The sequence below is a fragment of the Pseudomonas sp. UBA6699 genome (assembly GCF_002454615.1).
Taxonomy (GTDB): domain Bacteria; phylum Pseudomonadota; class Gammaproteobacteria; order Pseudomonadales; family Pseudomonadaceae; genus Aquipseudomonas; species Aquipseudomonas juntendi.
In genome coordinates this window covers 44,824-61,420 of sequence record NZ_DKJF01000058.1, presented here as the reverse complement: position 1 = coordinate 61,420, position 16,597 = coordinate 44,824, and the positions used below count along the sequence as shown (strand labels likewise).

Genomic DNA, 16,597 nt, shown 5'->3' with positions numbered 1-16,597 from the left:
TGAGCGCGCACTCGAAGGCCTTGATGCATTGAAATCGAATAGATTGACAATCATAATTGGCGCCCTTTTCGTGGTTCATCCACAATTCGTCCACCGGTTATCCACAGCTAAGGGAGGGCGCGATGTCTACCTACACCGCTAGCAAAGCTCTCAACGAGCACTGGAACGGCTATTTGCCAGTTGATCCCGTCTACATTGCAAATCAGTACGGGATAGCCGTTTTTGCAGAAAAGGAACTGGATGACGTAGGTGCCAGTGGTGATTGCTACTACGACTCCAAAGGCCGACCTGTCATCCGGTACAACCCCTATGAGGCGCAAACCAGGCAGCGATTCACGATTGCCCATGAATTGGGTCATATCCTCTTGGGGCACATCAGGCCCGGCGAGCGGGCTCACCGAGACCCGAAGAGGAGCTATGACTCTTTTTACGAGCGTCCCATGGAGCGGCAAGCGAACGATTTTGCTGCACAGCTATTGATGCCTGAAACGGTCGTACGGATGGCCGCGAAACAAAACCCTAACCTTCGCGAACTGGCGTATGAATTCAACGTATCGATGGATGCGATCGGCTATAGAACACAAAACCTAGGAGTATCTATCTGGTGACCAATGGATCTGGTGAAAACGCAGCAGAAAAGGATGTTGATGAGTACGCTAAGGCGGGCCAACCTCAACAAATAAACGGCCAAGGTGGTGGCAAAGATGACCGGCCAGACGATAAGAATTGGCTTGCTATGGCGTCTTCGATCCAACACCTGAAGGAAGCGGTGGTGATCCTATCCGCTGCCGGTGTTTTGGTCTGGCTGCTGATAGTCCTTACGAGCCTCATGAACTCCATAATATCCTTGTTCCAAGAGGCTGTTCGGCTGCATTCAGCTCCCGTTACGGTAGTCAAGACAATGGATTGGCATGTTTTGGGGCTCGGGGTATCACTGATCATCGGGGTTTCCGCTATTTCCATTATCTTGCTGAAAAGTGTATTTGGCGGCGGAAAGCAAACACCGGATGGGCTAAAACTTTCGGATCTGCCTGTAGGTGAGTTCCTAGAGTCTTTGAAAAGCTGGTTCAAAAAATAGCATTATCTCCCAATGGTTTACCTCAGATAGAGCAATGCGTAATTCAATTCTATCTGAGGTCTTGAACAAGCCTGGCTGGTCACTCTGCGCTGGTTCTCACCATCACCTCCAGGCTGTCGGTCTTGCGCAGGCTGGCAGCGTCTTAGTGAAGCGGCGGCAAGGCCTTGCCACGAAGCTTGGAAATCGACCGCAATTGGTAGTCGGAAACCACCTGAAAGAGCGACTCCGCCAATAAGCGCAACCGCTCGACCTCTTCCGCCGGCGCGCCCCGGTCCTGGGCCAAGTGATACTCGCGCATGGCGTCAATGGCCTGCTGAATCAGCGGCTCGCCGGCCTCGACCATCCCTATGAAGGTGCGCTTGTCCACTGTCCTGCTCCGATCACTTGATCAGCACATTATAGGATGCTTCGCATGCGAGCCCCGCTATTCGGGCTTGGTCATAAGCTTTCGCCAATTCTCCCGCTCGAGCATCAGCCCGTGTGAGCAGGTCGGAGAGCACCATGGCGGCGCGGGTGGCTGCCTTGCCTCGGGCGATAGCACCGGTATCCGGGCCGGGGCAACTGACGGAGGCTGCGAGCTGGGCGGCGTCGTGCTGCAGCCGCTGGCCAGCAACATCGGCGCCAGCAGCCCCAGCGTCAGCCACCTGGTGTTGTTCGTGTGCATGGGCTCTCGCCTCCTCCTGCGCCTGGGCGCGTCGTTGTTCTTCCGCGCGGGCATCGCGCTGTCCCAACGCCTCGGCCAGCCGATCGCTGCTATCACGCTGCGCCGATGTGGCAAGCGCCTGACTGCGCTCCACCGACCGGCCATGCTGGTATATGCCCCAGTATGAAGCCAGCACCAGGGCCAATAGGCCCAGCCGCCCAGGCCAGGTCATACCAGCGCCCTTCGCACGCCCTCGTCAATGATCGCTTGGGGATACGGGTTGCCGCCGTTCTCATGGATGATGATGCTGAGCACCATCCCGCGCAGCGTGACCGGGTCCTTGATGCTGATCGGGTCGGTCGGCTTCACACCCAGGCGCCTGGCCACGGCCGAGGCGTAGGCCTGGGTGTCGTTCTCGTTGCTGGGCGCCCAGCGATTAATGGTTTCGAGCACCGTATCGATGCCCTTCCCGCCCACACCAGGCATGCCGTCTTTACCGCGGTAGTTAATCAGCAGCTTGCCCAGGGCGCGGATGCCATTTTCTGGATGGTCGAATCGCGCGAATCGCGGCTTGGCTACTCCCTCCTCCAGCCCTAGCTGGCCCTGCCATGCGTTGCGCGGGTTGTAATCGATGTTGCCGGGGTTCCGGTTGCGGACGCCGCGGGGTGTACTCATGGGTTTTCTCCAGACAAAAAGAAGCCCGCGCTGGGCGGGCTTGGTTGAAAAAATGGATGATCGTCAGGCGGTAGGCGCCTCAGGCTCCGGTGCTGGCTCTGCCGGATCCTTCGCGGTGACAGTTACCTTGGCGCTGTAGTCCTTGAGCACCTGGGCAGTGAATACCTGTGCAGTCGGAAAAAGGTTCAGGATCGCGCGGGCGCGGGTGTCCGCCTCGGCTTGGGTGGCGTAGCGTGTGTTGTTCTCGGCGTCGTAGGCGTTGCTGAGGTTGATGGCGATATAGGGCATGGTTTTCTCCAGACAAAAAGAAGCCCGCTCGATGGCGGGCATTGGTTAGTTGGCTTGGGTTCAAGCCTTGGGGTATTGCTGCTTGATCTGCTGCAGGGTCGAGAAAAACGGTTCTGCTTTGGGCATATGCCCTTGATTCATGGCATGCCACAGCATGTCCAGTTGTTCCTCCACCGGCGGATACTCGGCCGCACGGCGCTTGGCGTGGTCGCACTTATGCTGAATTTTCAAAGGTGAACTCCTGATCGCGGTAGGGCCAAAGGATGACCGTGACGTGGTAGGTGCCCGGCGCCGAGAACTCCAGCTCGATGTCACTGCCGTCAGCGATGTAGGTTTCGTTCTCGATGTTGACGGCGGCACCTTCGTGGACCCCCTTCAACCAGTGCCCTTGGAGTGCCGCCCCCATCCGGGGGCGCTCCTTGAGCATTTGCCCCATTACAAAGTGGTCAGCAATCCGTGCCGGGGTGGGCACTTGGATAAAGGGCCGGTCGGTGTTGAGCCTGATGATTTTCTTCCCGTGTTCGGGCGGACAGCTGACGGCAAACACGATCCGGCCATCAGTCTCATAGGCTGCATAGTGTTCAATGCTGCTCATCGCTTGGTTCCCATTGCATACAGGGTGTGGTTCTGAACGCCTACCCCCGAGTTCTCTCCCCACCACTTCACAGTGATGACGAAGTAACCCGGGCCCACGCCGATCGATCCCATCAGGTTAGGAAAACCATCCGCCCAGTCGCCGCCACCTTGAGCGATCACCAGGCCGTTGATATCCATTTGGAACATGTACTTGCGAATACCGCTGCCAAATCCTTGGTAGCCGCTGTATTGCGCAGTGATGAACCCTGCTTCATCCATTTGCACGCCGACGGCGATCAGGTTTTGCCACTGACCTACACCGACGCCGAGCACATTCCCGGGGCTATTAGCCGATACCGGCACCGTGACGGCGTTGCCACGGATGCGCAGCGTGTCAATTTCGGCCACCCCGATCTTGGCGGCCGTGATGGCACCGTCTGCGATCTTCGCGTTGCCAATACTGGCGCTCCGAATGTACGCGTCAGCAATAAATGTCTGACCACCCACGACAGAGAACGGTGACGAGAGCCCACCGCCATTCGCATTCAGCAAAATGAACTGGTCGGAATAGACAGCAAAAGCGGACTGAACAACGCCGTTTTGTTCGTTGATTCCGATGCCAAATCCTGCGAAATGATGAACACCGTACTGGTTATTAACCTGCACCCGCAGGGTGTACTGGGCGTTAAGCATTCCCTTCATGTTCGCCTGAGCCGTCGCAACCTGCTGCACAGCCGCATTGGTCGTGCCCAGCGACGCCTGGGTGGTCTGGATTTGCTTGCTCAGCGCCCCATCCCCATCAACCCGGGCTTTGGCTTCGTTCTGAATCGCCGCGTTGGCATCGCCTACGGCGGTGTACAACCCGTCGATACGCAATGTCTCTGCCGTCAGCTTGCTGCCCTGCTGTGTGACAGTGCTTTCAACTGACGACAGTGCACGGCTCGATGCGGCCGGGGCCACACGGCCCACGACAATCCAGTCAACGTCAAACACATCCCCGCTCACCGCCCCAAGATCCAGACGCAAGCGACTGATGGTGCTATCTACCCAGTCCGTGCCACCACTGTTCAGGTTTTCCATGTCCCATTCCACGATCGCCGAATCACCGATCGCCAAGCCTGGGTTAGGCAAGGTGGAATAGATGGTGGAGGAAAACCCGTGACCTGGGGTGGCGTAATAAAGCGTTCCACGCCAGCCGCTACCGCCCCTTCGGGTGATGCGCGCCCTGACCCTGGTGAACAGCGCGCCAGTAAGGCCAATAGCAGCCGCAGCGCTCTGCAGTTGAGGGTTGCTTGCAGTGGCTGTGACCTTCAAGAACCCGGTTCCAGCTACTGCAGTAGCGTTCGCGCCATACCATCCCTCAGCACCATTATCGAACTGCCAGGTGCACCCAGGCGCAGGGTCCAGGCCAACCGAGGCATCGGCCGCTTTCTGTACAGCAGCAACCGAGTTTCGCAAATCAAGGATGCTGCTCGACTGAGAAGCCAGGCCGCCTTCATTGCTAGTGACCCGCTGCGTCAGCGCATCGACCGACGAGGCGGAGGCCTTGGTCGCAACCTGAGTAAGCGCCGACTGTGCCGCCGCCGCCGCATCGGTAGCCGCTTTGTCGGTCACCGCCACCCAGGCGCTGCCGCTCCAGCGTTTGGGGGTGTTGGCGTTGCCGGTGGTGTCGATCCACAGGTTTTGGGGCAAACGGTCAGCCACGGCCGGGGCGGCCGCCTGGATGATCACCTTCCCTTTGCCACCTGCCAGCGTGTTCGCCGCATCAGCTGCCTGCTGCGCTGTGGTCACGTTGCCATTGGTCGTGGTGAGATTGTTTTCCAAACTGGTGGTCCGGCTCCCCACACTCGACAGCGTGCCAGCCTGCTGCGAGACCGCCGAACTGAGCGACTCAACAGCAGCGGAGGTCGCCGCTTGCTGGGCGCTGGCGACCTGACCGTTATCCCTCCAGCCCGTGACGCGGGTGCCCTCTTCGATCTGGTAGCGATCCGCCTCAATGTAGCCACCGCTGACTGATGCGCCGCCATACACCACAAATGCCGCGAACAGCTTGGTGGTGGTGGGGCCAGGGGTGAAGGTCACCGACAGACGCACCCAGGACTCACTTGCATCAGTCCTTGCCGCCCCCCAGCTCTCGGTCCCTGCTCCTGCCTCATTGGTCCCGTACACCCCGGGAAGAACCCGCAAGCCAGGGGTGCCCCGAAGGTACACGGATGCTGTGTAGGTCTTTCCGGGGACCGGCTTGAACCGTCCGGCCGACTTCACATAGGCCCGAGCCCAGGTTGCTGGGGACAGGCCTGACACATCCAGGCGCTGGGCCACACCAGAAGCCAAGGTAGATTGCACCAACGTAGGCGTGCGAATACCGCTCCCTGTCCCGTCGTGCCACCACCCGTCGGCCATCCCTGGGGTGCCGGGGTCCGCTCGCTCAAAGGACGGGTTGAAAACCAGATTCTCCCCGCCGACATCGCCTATGTTGTTATTCAGCTCAGTGAGCTGATTGGAAGCACTGGTCAGTCCCTGCTCGGTCTGGGTGATCCGCGTCCCTAACGCCGACGTCGCAGCGGCGCCGGCATCCAGCTGGGCCTGCTCGGTCACATCTTCAATGTCGAAGAAATCAAAGATGGCCTGCCCGCCCATGTTGTCGTAACCCGCGATGAGCATTGGCGAGAACCAGGCCGTGCCCTCCTTCAATCGCTTCGGGTCGGCCAGCGTACCCGCGCCGGCTCCGCCACCTTCGCTGCCGGTGGTATGGCCTTTGACATACACCTCGGCGATCAGCCACTCGCCTTGAGGAATCTTCCGGTTCGACAGCACCACATAGTGCGAGGAGCCCACGCTGTTCACGCCACTTGTTGCGATCCGGGTAACGCCGTCCTCGGCAAAGCAGTCAACGCCGGCATACGTACCTGGCGACCCGGCGCCCATCAGGACTTGCTGCACGCGAACGGTCAGCTTGTAGAGCCGCGAAGGGTCAAACCTGATCTTGCGCGTGGACGCGCCCCACCAAGCTCTGTTGGAGGCTCCGCCATTCAGGATCAAGGCAGCGCCCCGACTGATGCCGGCAGGTGCGCCGTACGAGGCAGTGGCACCGGCGCCGCTGTTGGTCGACACCCACTGGTCCATGGACATGTCCGAGAACACGCTTTGATAGACCTTGGTGGGCGAGTTGTCCAGAGCGCGGCCGATGGTGCTGCCCAGCGACACCACGTTGCTGCTGGTGGCAGTCAGGTCTCGTCCTTGCTGATCCACCTTGCTGTTCAGCGACTGCAGCGCACTGGCGTCGGCCTTCTTGGCCACCTCGGACAGGGCATTCGCCGCTGCGGCTGCGGCGTCGACGGCGACTTTATCGGTCACCGGCAGCCAACCCGACGTAGTCCAGCGTTTCGGGGTGTTGGCTCCGTTTGTTATGTCAATCCAAAGGTTCTGCGCAAGCTGGTCAGCGGCCGCTGGCGTCTCCCTTTGGACGATGACCTTACCCTTGCTGCCGGCCAGGTTGGACGCGGCCTGCGCCGCATTCTGCGCATTCGTCACGTTCTGATTGGTGGTGGTCAGGCTGTTTTCCAGCTGTACAGCTTGATTGCTGACCGAGGTTAGCCCTTGCTCGTTCTTCTCGACTCGAACGGCCAGCGCGTTGGTCGCCGTGGCGCCGGCATCGATCTGAGCCTGCTCGGTGACGTCTTCAATCAAGAAGTAGTCAACCGCCAACTCACCGCCGATGTTGTTGTAACCGGCAACCAGCATCGGTGAAATCCAGGCAATCCCAGTCTTCAACCGCTTGGGATCGGCAACGGTACCGGCACCTGCCCCACCCCCTTCACTGCCAACGGTGTAGCCTTTGACATGGGTGGTGAACTCCATCCATTCACCAATCGGGTGCGATCTGCCAGCAGTGATCACATAGTGCGAAGAGTCCTTGGTGTTGGCACCACTGGAGTTGATCCGGGTTACGCCGTCTTCGGCAAATCCGTCCACCCCGGCATAGGTGATTGGATTGCCCTTGCCGGCGGTTAACTGCTTGAACCGAATGGACAGCTTGTACAGCCGCGTCGGGTCAAACCTGATTTTGCGGGTCGAAGCGCCCCACCAGGTGGAATTGCCAGCGCCACCGCTGACCTTGATGGTTGCCCCGCTGGTGTTGCCTTCCTCATTGGAGAATACGGTGCTGGCCGTAGGGCCGCCGAACAGGTTCGCCCACTGGTCCACCGCCATGTCCGAGAACACGCTCTGATAGACCTTGGTCGGCGAATTGTCCTGGCTGGCCAGCAGCTTGGCATTGAGGTCGGTCAGCGACTTGCCCTGGGCCGATTGGGTCTGCCCCTGCTGCTTCACATCATTGCTCAAGGCCTGCACCGCAGCAGCTTCGGCCTTCTTGCTTACGGTGTCCGTGAGCGACACCAGCGCCTGGCTCTGCGACGACAGCTGCTGATCCTGCGCGGCGTCCTTCTGCTCGGTCGCTGTGACGCGGTTGGTCACCTGCTCCAAGGATTGAGAGCTGGCCTTGCCGTCGATGCTGGTCTGCATCCCGTCGAGGCGGGTCGCATGGGAAGACAGCTTGCCTTCTGCATCGCTGACGCGGGTAGTCAGGCCGCTCACAACACTCGCATCGGCCTTCTGCGCAACCTGATTGAGCGCCGACTGAGCGGCAGCCGCGGCATCGGTGGCCACCTTGTCGCTGACCGCCACCCAGGTGCTGCCGTTCCAGCGTTTGGGGGTGTTGGCGTTGCCAGTGGTGTCGATCCACAGGTTTTGGGGCAAACGGTCAGCCACGGCCGGGGCGGTCGACTGATACAGCACCTTGCCCTTGGCACCGGCCGCGTCGGACGCCGCTTGTGCCGCCTGCTGCGCCGTAGCGACGTTGCCGTTGGTAGTGGTCAGGCTGTTTTCCAGTGAGGTGGTCTTGCTCGACACGCTGGCCAGGTCGGCGCCCTGTTGGATCACCTTGGCGGACATCACATCGACAGCGGCCGCTGTGGCCGCTTGGTTACCGGCCTCGACCTGTCCATTGTCGCGCCAACCACTTGCTTGCGAACCCTCCTCCAGCTGGTACTGGTCCACTTCGATAAACCCGGCCGTGACGCCGGCCCCGCCATAGACAATCGCCGCTGGCCATACGTCGACGGTCTTATCGGTGGCGGTGAAGGTTACCGATACCCGCTGCCATGTCTCGGCCGCGTCGACTCGGTTGCCTGGCCATGAAACGCTGTTGGCCCCGGCCGCATCTCGGCTGTACACCTGCGCCAAAATCCGCAGCCCTGCAGTGCCCCGCATGTACACAGAAGCGGTGTAAACGGCGCCCGGCCGCACTTTGATCGCTTTGAGCGATGCGCGCAGGTAAACCCGGGCCCAACCGTTGGTGGGAATGTCGGTGACATCAAGGCGTTGCGCGACCCCTGCCGCAAGCGTCGAGGGAACCAAACTCGGGGTTCGGCTGCCGACGTTGCTTGAGCTGTCGTACCACCAGTACTGGGCCATCCCGTTGTTATCGGTTTGGCGCTCGAACGATGGGTTGTAGACCAGATTTTCCCCGCCCAGCGTCGGCAGCGCAGCATTGATGCTGACCAGTGCCTGGCCCTGCGCGGTGAGGTCTTGCCCCTGCTGGTTGACCAGGTTACTCAGGGTCTGCACGGTCGAGACTTCGGCCTTCTTGGCCACGCTGTCGGTGAGCGAGACGATGGCAGAACTCTGAGAGCTGATCTGCTGGTCTTGTGCGGCGTTCTTACCTTCGGTCGCGGTGACCCGGCTGGTGACCTGCTGCAGGGCGGCCGAGGTCGCCTTGCCGTCCAGGCTGGTCTGCATGCCATCCAGCCGCTGACCTTCGGCCACCAGCTTGCCCTCGGCATCCGAGACGCGCAGGGTCAGGTTGTTCACCACCGTGGCGTCAGCCTTGGTCTGGGCCAGCGCCAAAGCGCTCGCGGCCGCCGCCGCCGCATCCGTAGCAGCCTTGTCCGTGACCGCCACCCAGGCGCTGCCACTCCAGCGTTTCGGCGTGTTGGCGTTGCCCGTGGTATCGATCCAGAGATTCTGGGCCAGCCGATCGGCAGCGGCCGGGGCCGCCGCCTGGATGATCACCTTGCCCTTGCCACCTGCCAGCGTGTTTGCCGCTTCAGCTGCCTGCTGCGCGGTGGTCACGTTCTGGTTGGTGGAGGTCAGGCTGGCCTGCAGGCCGTTGAGCTGTGTGGCCTGCGCGGTCGTCTTGCCGTCCAGCGTGGTCACGTCGGTTTCGACCTTGGACACACGCGCAGCGGTACCGGCCGCCGTGACGATAGCCTGGCCAACATCCGTCCAGTAGGTAGCGTTCGGCGGCGGGTTGTTCTTCGGTACCGCCTTCAACGCCTGATACAGCTTGCCGTCGGCGCCCAGTGTGCCCTGGTTAATGCTGTAGGCCTTGTCCTTGTTGTACGGCAGCGAGCCGGCCAGAACAGACACGCTGTTGATCTGTTGCTGCAGGTCTGCCTTGGCGGCATCAACCTCCTGATCAACCGCGGCAATCTGTTGCTGGAGCGCGATTTTGGCGGCTTCGACATCCTGGTCTACCGCATTGATCTGCTGCTGCAACTCATCCCGCGCCACCGTCACCGACTCGTTGACCGACTGGATTGATGAATTGACCTCGGCAATCTGCTCGTTGAGCTCGTTGCGCACCTCACCAACGCGTTCATTAACCGAGCCGGGTCCATTCATGTCGACCAGGTCGATGCGTTCGGTCAGCTCCTTGCCCAACTCGCTCTCGGTGATCCTGCCCGCAATGACTTCCAGCATCTGGGTTGGATCACTGGATGTTGCAGCGGGCACAAATAGGAAATCACTCTTCCCGTACGCATTCGCCGACCGCACGTAGTAGAAGTACTCCTTGGCGAATGCCAGTCCAGTGTGGGTGAAGGTCAACCCTTGCCCCAAGTACACGGCGTCCGCGATCGGTGCCAAAGGGTTGGTGGTATAGAAGTATTCATAGGTACCGCCATTAAGGCTGCTCTGCCGGTTGGCTGGCACCAGCGTGATGGTGTCCACCGACGCGTAGAAGGCGCAGCTCTCGGGCACCGGCGGACCACCCACGTTGACATTGATGGTCGCCTCGCCCGAACGTGTGCCAGGGCCAAAGGCAATGACGCTCATGGTGTAGACACCCGACGTCAGGCCATTGATGTTGCAGCTGGCGGCTTCACCGCCGACCTTAAGGGACTGCACGACCTCAGTGCCCTTGCGGATCGTCACGGTGTAGCTCAGCACCGTCTGCAGCGGTGGCGTCCAGCTGAGTACGCCCTGAATGACCTCGGCCACGCCGCTCGGCGCCCAGGCCAAACCGGTGACAGCGGCCAGGCCGCCGACCGGCAGGTTGATAAACCCCAGCGGGTCGTAGGGCTGGCCCACAGCATCATCAAAGATGGCTTGCTCATACGGCTTGAGGGTCACCTTGCATGCATCAGCCGCCCCCATGGTCCATTCGGTGACCATGAACTCGCCAAGAATGTTCAGCGATGGCAGATCGACTTTGACTGCGCGCCCCGGACGGCAGTTGTAACCATTGAAGTTCAGCGGCACGGAGAGGGAGCCACCCGAGCGACGGCGGCGAAGGCTGATGTTTGCAAGCCGCTGCGCCAGGTAAGCATCTGTCACATAGGCAAACGACTGCGACTCAGCGAGCTCACCACCGTCTTTGGTGATCCAGTCCTGTATCGCGACCTCCGGGTAGTCGGTCTCTGCCCAGGCTTGGGCCGGGTCAACAAAAGTCCCGCGCATGGTGTTAATGGCATCGCTGTTGCTGACCTCGGTCGTACCCTCGACGGTACCGATCACCATGTCTTCGTTCACGGTGAAGTCGGCCGGCCCGTAGTAGGCGCCAACTTGGAGTGACCACCGGCCACCTACCCTGATCAGCGTCCCGGCACATGCCGACAGCAGGTTGTCCAGGACGGTGTTTCGCTTCTCATCGGCGCCAATGACCGCGCCAGCGAAGTAGCGAGGCGAAATTTTACCATCCGGGCCAAACACGGGCTCATCACAGACGTTGGCAGAGCTGGCGAAAGAATCGAATATGATTTCGTCGTCAGGAATCGCACAACGGTTGCGCAGATACCATAGGATCAGCAGCGCGGTGTTGGCCGAATAGCCCACTGCCCCGTTGCGTGGGTCATACACGTCGCTGCGCCCGCTCACCACGAAGCGCACATCAGGAATACCGGACGGGAACTTCTCTGCGTCATATTTGAACGACAGACGCACAAACGAAAGCCCGCGGCCGATCTGCTCCTGGCGCCAGTCTGGGCATTTGCTCAGCAGGAAAGCATTTACCTGGGCCGGATTGATGATGACTTCGGAGGTGGCATTCTCGCCCAGATCGGACAGCGGCCGCTCGTCCACGTAGATTTCGTCGACGCCTGCGATGGCGCCTTCGGAGAGGACGTAGACGATATGCAGCCACTCCCCACCGGTCTGGTCACCTGGTTCTTCCTGAACCCAAGCAAGCACACCGCCCGTGCTGGCCCGGCCGAGAATGAAGCGCACCGGTGCCTTGGACGAGCGTACGGTCTGGGAGCTGGGCTCAGAGCTGCTGGCACCTGAAGTCTTAGCAGCGCCGGTTAGGCCTGCAAAGATGCCCTGTACACCACCGAACACATCCTTGAACGCGCCCACTGGGTCGTAGAGCGCCTTGATGGGCGCAGTGACCAGCTTCACGACTGATTTGATTGAGCTTCCCACTATTCAACTCTCCAGGCCAACAACGGCTCACAGTCCACGGCAGCAGCACCGGCTTCAGTGGCCGCCCAATAGCGACCACTCCACAGAACCGCCACGCACTTCCCCGACTCGTTCTCGAAACTGACGATGTCGCCGCGCTGGGCGAATCGCACATCGACCCTTTCGAAGTAAGTGTCGAGCACTGCCTCGACTGAGCCATGCGTCGAAGCAATCACGCGCTTGGCGCCAATCTCGGTGGTGTACCGCCCCCGGTATTCCTGAGCCGGATCGACACCGCAAATCGCGGCCGCGCAGTCCGCGACAAACAGGCAGCAGTCAAATTCGCCCCACAAAAAAGGCCGCTCGATGGCGGCCTGGATGGTGTCGTGTAGCCTCGTGGGCCAGTCTCGATAGCGCATGACAGTTACTCGTAGGTGAAGGACGGTGCATCTTTCTTGGCACCCCAGAAAATCGGCCATTCGGCCATCTGCGCGACGGCGTAGAAAAAGCGGTCACCATCATGGCGTGCACGGTGGTTCTCATCGGTCCAGCGCTCTGTGCCAATCCGGTTCCACTCGGCCATCCGATCAATGATGGTGACCGTGATCGAGCTGTCGCCCGTCGAGCCGCCGTAGGAAAGCTTGGCGGCGTCCATTCGGCCACTGAAGAGAATGTCGGCGGCGTAGTTCCCGGCTTCGTCGTACACAACGAACATCAAGCGGGCGGACCGGCCTCGACACCCGGCAACCGATGTCTGGGAAAGGATGTAGCTGTCCAGGCCATTCAGCCTCAGATCGATCGAGAGGGAGGAGCCTGATTCAGCGCTTTCACTGGCTGCGCCCACCTCTCCAAAAGTGCCCACGCCGTCATAGGCGTAGCCGTTGATGATCAGTTGGCCGGTACCTGTGTGCGCCCTGACCATGCCGTCCGCGAAATCCAGCTCGCAAGCGAACACCGGCGTGAAGTTGCCGGCAGCAATGATGCTCAGCACTGACGGGGAAAATGGGAAAACGGCAGCCATTAGAAGGCCTCCCGACATTCGATGGAAAGTTCGGACACCACCGGCCGGACCGACAACGTGTAGCTGTCCTCGGTGAGTCGCATGATCGAGTACGGATTTTGATACTCAACAGCAGCGCCAGCAGGCACAGCCGAGCGCAGTCGCCGATTGAGTGGCAACACGGCCGTGCCGCCAGCGGTGGCAACCACATCCTCGACCACCTCATGCATCACCCCGGCGACGGTAATGAAATCCCCCTGGCTAAATACCCGTCGACCACCCTCCAAGCCGGTCAGCGTGATAGTGGACGCCATAGCAGCCCCAGTCTGTACGACCGGTGCCCCGACGTTATCGGTACGCCGGCGTGTAAACGCGGGCAATTTGAACGTGCCGAAGCGCCCCTGCAGGCGCCCCAAGAACGCGGTCACTACCCGCTCACGATCTCGTGTCAACTGGGGTAGCGACAATGAGCACTTCCAGTAAGACCCGGGATATCCCACGATTTGCTGGCTGTTGTTCAGTGAGGAGGTAAAATCGCGGTTGTTGTAGACCATGCCCCAGCTCATCTGCGCCGGGCACACCTCGGCGGGCCATTCGATCGCCATATTCACACCTTAAATTTTCTTGCGAATGGTCTGCATGATCTGGCCATTCCGATTAACGTCCTGGAGGATCGCGGTCATGGTCTGTCGCATACCTTGCTGAACCATGGCTACCGTCTGGGCGCTCACATCGCTACCAATGTTGAAGACCTGCTGAATGTTGGCGCTGCCACCGCCATCCGCCGAGCTGGAGGCAACTTGTGGCGGTAAGTCCCAGCTATCACCAGCAGAGCGCAGATCACCCATCGGCGTGGCCTTACCTTTACGTAGGGCCTCCACTGCAGACACCCCACCAAATCGCTTGATGTCGGCTTGGCTCCAAACAACCTCACCCTTGTGAACGACACCGGCCGGCTCATTGACTCCTCCTGCACCGGTGTACCCTCCCCCCGAAAAACCTTTAATCAGTGCAAAGGCCGCCAGCAACGCAGTACCGCCGACAATCGCGGCCGCACCGAACGAACCGACAGAAGCAACCAATGCCGCAGGAAGCCAAGCCGCCATGGTGGTGCCTGCCGCCGCTACCTGGGCCGATGCGACAGTAGCGGTTGCAGTGAGCGAAGAAGCTGTAGACGCCGCGTCAGTGGCCAGCTTTGCAGTGGTTTTAGTGGCCTCGCCGGCCACGGTAGCTGTGGTTTCGGCTGTAATACCTGCCATTTTCAACGCCTGCACTACAATCCACTTCGCAGCAATGTCGGTCAGCGCGCCAAGAACAGAATTGGCCATGGTTGCCGCCAGGTTGCCAAAGGCATCCCCGACGCTCTCCGTGCCCTTGATGATTCCTTGAAGACTGTCCGATATCGACGACGTGGCATCACCTAGTATCGACTCAGTGGCTGCCCCGGCCTGCTCGCTGAAGTCGGCGGCGATATCAACGTAGTTCTGCCATGCATCCGAAACACCTGCGAGCCAGTCGCCCTGCATCTCGTCCTGTTGCTCGTAGAAGTTGCGCTGATGCTCAAGCCGAAGCTTCAGGGCCTTATCGAGTGCGCCGGTCTCTTTCTGGTAGTTCACTTCCGCATCAGGGTCTTCTGCAAGAAGCGCCTCTTTGTACTCCTTGTACATTTCTCGGCGCTGCTTGTTGTAGTCCTGCTCGATGGCGAGCAACGCCCGGAACCGCTCCCGCGACTTGTCGCCCTGGCCAGCACCAGCAAGCTCCATGTCCAGACCTTCCTTGGCAGTTCGGTTGTCCTCATCGAGGTTGACCTGCAAGGCAGCGAGCTTCTTGGCATCCTGGTCGGCCTTGAGTAGCGCTTTCTTGGCGTCCAACTCAGTCGCCAGCCCCTCAAGCCTATTACCTTGCGCCTCCGAAAGCCCCTTGAGCTTTCCTTGCTCAAGCTCAAAGGCGAGCTTGTCGACCTCAGTGGCATTCTTGCGCTTGTCGGTCGAGGTGTTGATCAGGGCAATCTGGCGCTTGTAGCCTTCCTCGGCCGTGTCGAACTGGCTTTGGAGTTTCTTGGCGGCGGTTTCAGCTGCTTTGGCGGCTTGCTGTTGCGCGGGAGTGAGGGCAGTGAACGTGCCGTCCTGACCCTTTTGCATCTTCTCCCACAGATCAGCTAGTTCTTTAATTTGGTTGGTAGCCCCAGTGGGCTTCTCATTAAACGAGTCCATGAGGTTGCCATAGCCAATGGCAAGCCCGTCCATCTTAGCCGTTGCGCCACTGAGCGTCTTACCCATGGCATCAACGTTCTTGAAGGCGTTATAGATCCTGACCGGCGGCAAGAATCGCTCGTACCACTTGGCGTCCTCTCCGCCGACCATGGCGTTATCAAGATCGGAAAGGGTCTTCAGCCCAATACTCAATAGATGGATTCCCGCCACAGTTCCCACGGCAAACTTACCTAATGCGCGAAGGCTCGCTGCCAAATCGTCAGATACCTGCTTGGCTAAAACTCCATTTATGGTCGTATCACTAAGCCTGGTAGCAAAATTAGCAAGCGTCGGTAGCATCGCGCTTGTTATCTGATTTCCAAGCCCGCTAATAGATTGCTCAACCAACCAGTTGGCGGATTTTAACTCCTGAGCTGCGCGGATCGTCTTATCATCCATGATCGCGCCAGCCGCCTCAGCGGCATCACCAAAGCGCTTGAATCCTTCTGCGTTATTCCGCAAGAGAGGCAAGAGCACAGTAGCATCGTTGGCGATAGCCTCCATGTAGAACGTCATATCTGACTGACTGACCTTCGCCTTCTCCAGGCTGGACACGTAAAGCCCTAGAGCTTGGCTTCCGCTGAGGTTACGGAACTGATCGGCAGTGACGCCCACTTTGGGGGCTATCTGATCGAAGAAGTCCTTCATCGCGCCGCCGCCGGTGTTCAGAAAATCACCGACCTTGTCATTCACATCTTTCAGGATGTCCGCGAGTTTATCTTGCTCTACACCAACGGTCTTTGCTCCAGTCGCTAACTTTTGAAAGTCGGCAGTGCTCACGTTTGCTACCGAGGCTAGCTTGGCTACCTCTGTGGCTGAATTTATAGCTGACACCGTCATTGCGGTGATTGCAGTGATTCCGGTCGCCAGTCCGGCACCAATGGCTGTACCTACGGCCTTGGCACTTTTCTCTACCTGCTTTCTCCACTTCTCCGAGCTGCGTTCGGCTTTATCCATGCCTGCGATGAATCCGCCTACACGGGCAATAACATCAAGAGTCAAAGTACCGAGAGATCTTGACGCCATTATATTCTCCAGAAATTAAAAACCCGCCATCAGGCGGGTTTTGCTTCACTTTAGTATTCGAGACTTCTCTCTATCAAACTCTTCTGAGGTTAAAGCCCCACTGCTTCGCAGCGCTGAGATTCTTTCTAGCTCTTCGTACCTGGAAACTTTGCCCGGCGCATCACTCTGGGCAAGCGGGAGTGGCTTGCTTATGAATGCCCATACCAGACAGATAACCCATACAACTCCAGTCCATCCCAAGAGTAGATTCAACATGAAAATCGCAGTGTAATTCTCATGATGCCGATGAAAGGCAATCATCATGGGGATAAAGTACAAAACAAACGATACAGCCAGAATCAAGATGTAAGTGCCGGTAATAAATTCCATGGCCAGTCCCT

Annotated in this window: 14 protein-coding genes; 2 read left to right on the top strand and 12 right to left on the bottom strand. The window is 59.4% G+C overall.

From position 1 onward, the window contains the following. The first annotated feature begins 122 nt into the window (after window positions 1-122). Together B3361_RS11500 and B3361_RS11495 are read left to right on the top strand one after the other, a co-directional pair. On the top strand, window positions 123-608 hold the full coding sequence (locus B3361_RS11500) for an ImmA/IrrE family metallo-endopeptidase (protein WP_009685319.1): 486 nt from the start codon (window positions 123-125) through the stop codon (window positions 606-608). Then, window positions 605-1,078 (top strand): hypothetical protein, encoded by a 474-nt coding sequence (locus B3361_RS11495; RefSeq protein WP_009685318.1) that lies wholly within the window; start codon window positions 605-607, stop codon window positions 1,076-1,078. Before B3361_RS11500 ends, B3361_RS11495 begins: the two co-directional genes overlap by 4 nt. A 142-nt stretch (window positions 1,079-1,220) precedes the next feature. Here the strand turns inward: B3361_RS11495 and B3361_RS11490 are convergent, their stop codons facing one another. The 12 genes from B3361_RS11490 to B3361_RS11435 form a co-directional block, all read right to left on the bottom strand. After that, window positions 1,221-1,445, bottom strand: a complete 225-nt coding sequence (locus tag B3361_RS11490) for a hypothetical protein (protein ID WP_009685317.1) — start codon at window positions 1,443-1,445, stop codon at window positions 1,221-1,223. Between the two features lie 13 nt (window positions 1,446-1,458). Continuing rightward, window positions 1,459-1,953 (bottom strand): DUF2514 domain-containing protein, encoded by a 495-nt coding sequence (locus B3361_RS11485; RefSeq protein WP_084728174.1) that lies wholly within the window; start codon window positions 1,951-1,953, stop codon window positions 1,459-1,461. Further along, a complete protein-coding gene (locus B3361_RS11480; protein WP_009685315.1) occupies window positions 1,950-2,396 on the bottom strand; it encodes a hypothetical protein in 447 nt (148 codons plus the stop codon). The genes B3361_RS11485 and B3361_RS11480 overlap by 4 nt, the downstream gene beginning before the upstream one ends. A gap of 63 nt (window positions 2,397-2,459) precedes the next feature. Further along, the gene (locus tag B3361_RS11475) at window positions 2,460-2,684 is read right to left on the bottom strand and encodes a hypothetical protein (RefSeq protein WP_009685314.1); all 225 of its coding nucleotides are present in this window, start codon (window positions 2,682-2,684) and stop codon (window positions 2,460-2,462) included. 60 nt (window positions 2,685-2,744) lie between these two features. Next, a complete protein-coding gene (locus tag B3361_RS11470; RefSeq protein ID WP_009685313.1) occupies window positions 2,745-2,915 on the bottom strand; it encodes a hypothetical protein in 171 nt (56 codons plus the stop codon). Beyond that, complete coding sequence (locus B3361_RS11465) at window positions 2,899-3,279, bottom strand: hypothetical protein (RefSeq protein ID WP_009685312.1); 381 nt, start codon at window positions 3,277-3,279, stop codon at window positions 2,899-2,901. Before B3361_RS11465 ends, B3361_RS11470 begins: the two co-directional genes overlap by 17 nt. Next, window positions 3,276-11,855 (bottom strand): phage tail tip fiber protein, encoded by an 8,580-nt coding sequence (locus tag B3361_RS11460; protein WP_414708865.1) that lies wholly within the window; start codon window positions 11,853-11,855, stop codon window positions 3,276-3,278. Before B3361_RS11460 ends, B3361_RS11465 begins: the two co-directional genes overlap by 4 nt. 104 nt (window positions 11,856-11,959) lie before the next feature. Continuing rightward, window positions 11,960-12,358, bottom strand: a complete 399-nt coding sequence (locus B3361_RS11455; protein ID WP_009685309.1) for a DUF6950 family protein — start codon at window positions 12,356-12,358, stop codon at window positions 11,960-11,962. Between the two features lie 5 nt (window positions 12,359-12,363). Next, entirely contained in the window at window positions 12,364-12,960 is a 597-nt protein-coding gene (locus tag B3361_RS11450; protein WP_009685308.1) for a hypothetical protein, read from the bottom strand. Next, window positions 12,960-13,544, bottom strand: a complete 585-nt coding sequence (locus tag B3361_RS11445; protein WP_009685307.1) for a hypothetical protein — start codon at window positions 13,542-13,544, stop codon at window positions 12,960-12,962. The genes B3361_RS11450 and B3361_RS11445 overlap by 1 nt, the downstream gene beginning before the upstream one ends. Window positions 13,545-13,553: 9 nt before the next feature. Next, window positions 13,554-16,217 carry a phage tail tape measure C-terminal domain-containing protein gene (locus B3361_RS11440; RefSeq protein ID WP_182336567.1) on the bottom strand — a complete coding sequence of 888 codons (2,664 nt, stop codon included), beginning with the start codon at window positions 16,215-16,217 and terminating at the stop codon, window positions 13,554-13,556. A 45-nt stretch (window positions 16,218-16,262) separates the two neighbouring features. Beyond that, a complete protein-coding gene (locus B3361_RS11435; RefSeq protein ID WP_009685305.1) occupies window positions 16,263-16,586 on the bottom strand; it encodes a superinfection immunity protein in 324 nt (107 codons plus the stop codon). Window positions 16,587-16,597 lie beyond the last annotated feature (11 nt).

Coding starts and splice junctions, on each gene's coding strand:
- B3361_RS11435 (WP_009685305.1), bottom strand. CDS start 16,586: ATGGAATTTATTACCGGCACTTACATCTTGATTCTGGCTGTATCGTTT.
- B3361_RS11480 (WP_009685315.1), bottom strand. CDS start 2,396: ATGAGTACACCCCGCGGCGTCCGCAACCGGAACCCCGGCAACATCGAT.
- B3361_RS11465 (WP_009685312.1), bottom strand. CDS start 3,279: ATGAGCAGCATTGAACACTATGCAGCCTATGAGACTGATGGCCGGATC.
- B3361_RS11445 (WP_009685307.1), bottom strand. CDS start 13,544: ATGGCGATCGAATGGCCCGCCGAGGTGTGCCCGGCGCAGATGAGCTGG.
- B3361_RS11440 (WP_182336567.1), bottom strand. CDS start 16,217: ATGGCGTCAAGATCTCTCGGTACTTTGACTCTTGATGTTATTGCCCGT.
- B3361_RS11475 (WP_009685314.1), bottom strand. CDS start 2,684: ATGCCCTATATCGCCATCAACCTCAGCAACGCCTACGACGCCGAGAAC.
- B3361_RS11485 (WP_084728174.1), bottom strand. CDS start 1,953: ATGACCTGGCCTGGGCGGCTGGGCCTATTGGCCCTGGTGCTGGCTTCA.
- B3361_RS11450 (WP_009685308.1), bottom strand. CDS start 12,960: ATGGCTGCCGTTTTCCCATTTTCCCCGTCAGTGCTGAGCATCATTGCT.
- B3361_RS11455 (WP_009685309.1), bottom strand. CDS start 12,358: ATGCGCTATCGAGACTGGCCCACGAGGCTACACGACACCATCCAGGCC.
- B3361_RS11500 (WP_009685319.1), top strand. CDS start 123: ATGTCTACCTACACCGCTAGCAAAGCTCTCAACGAGCACTGGAACGGC.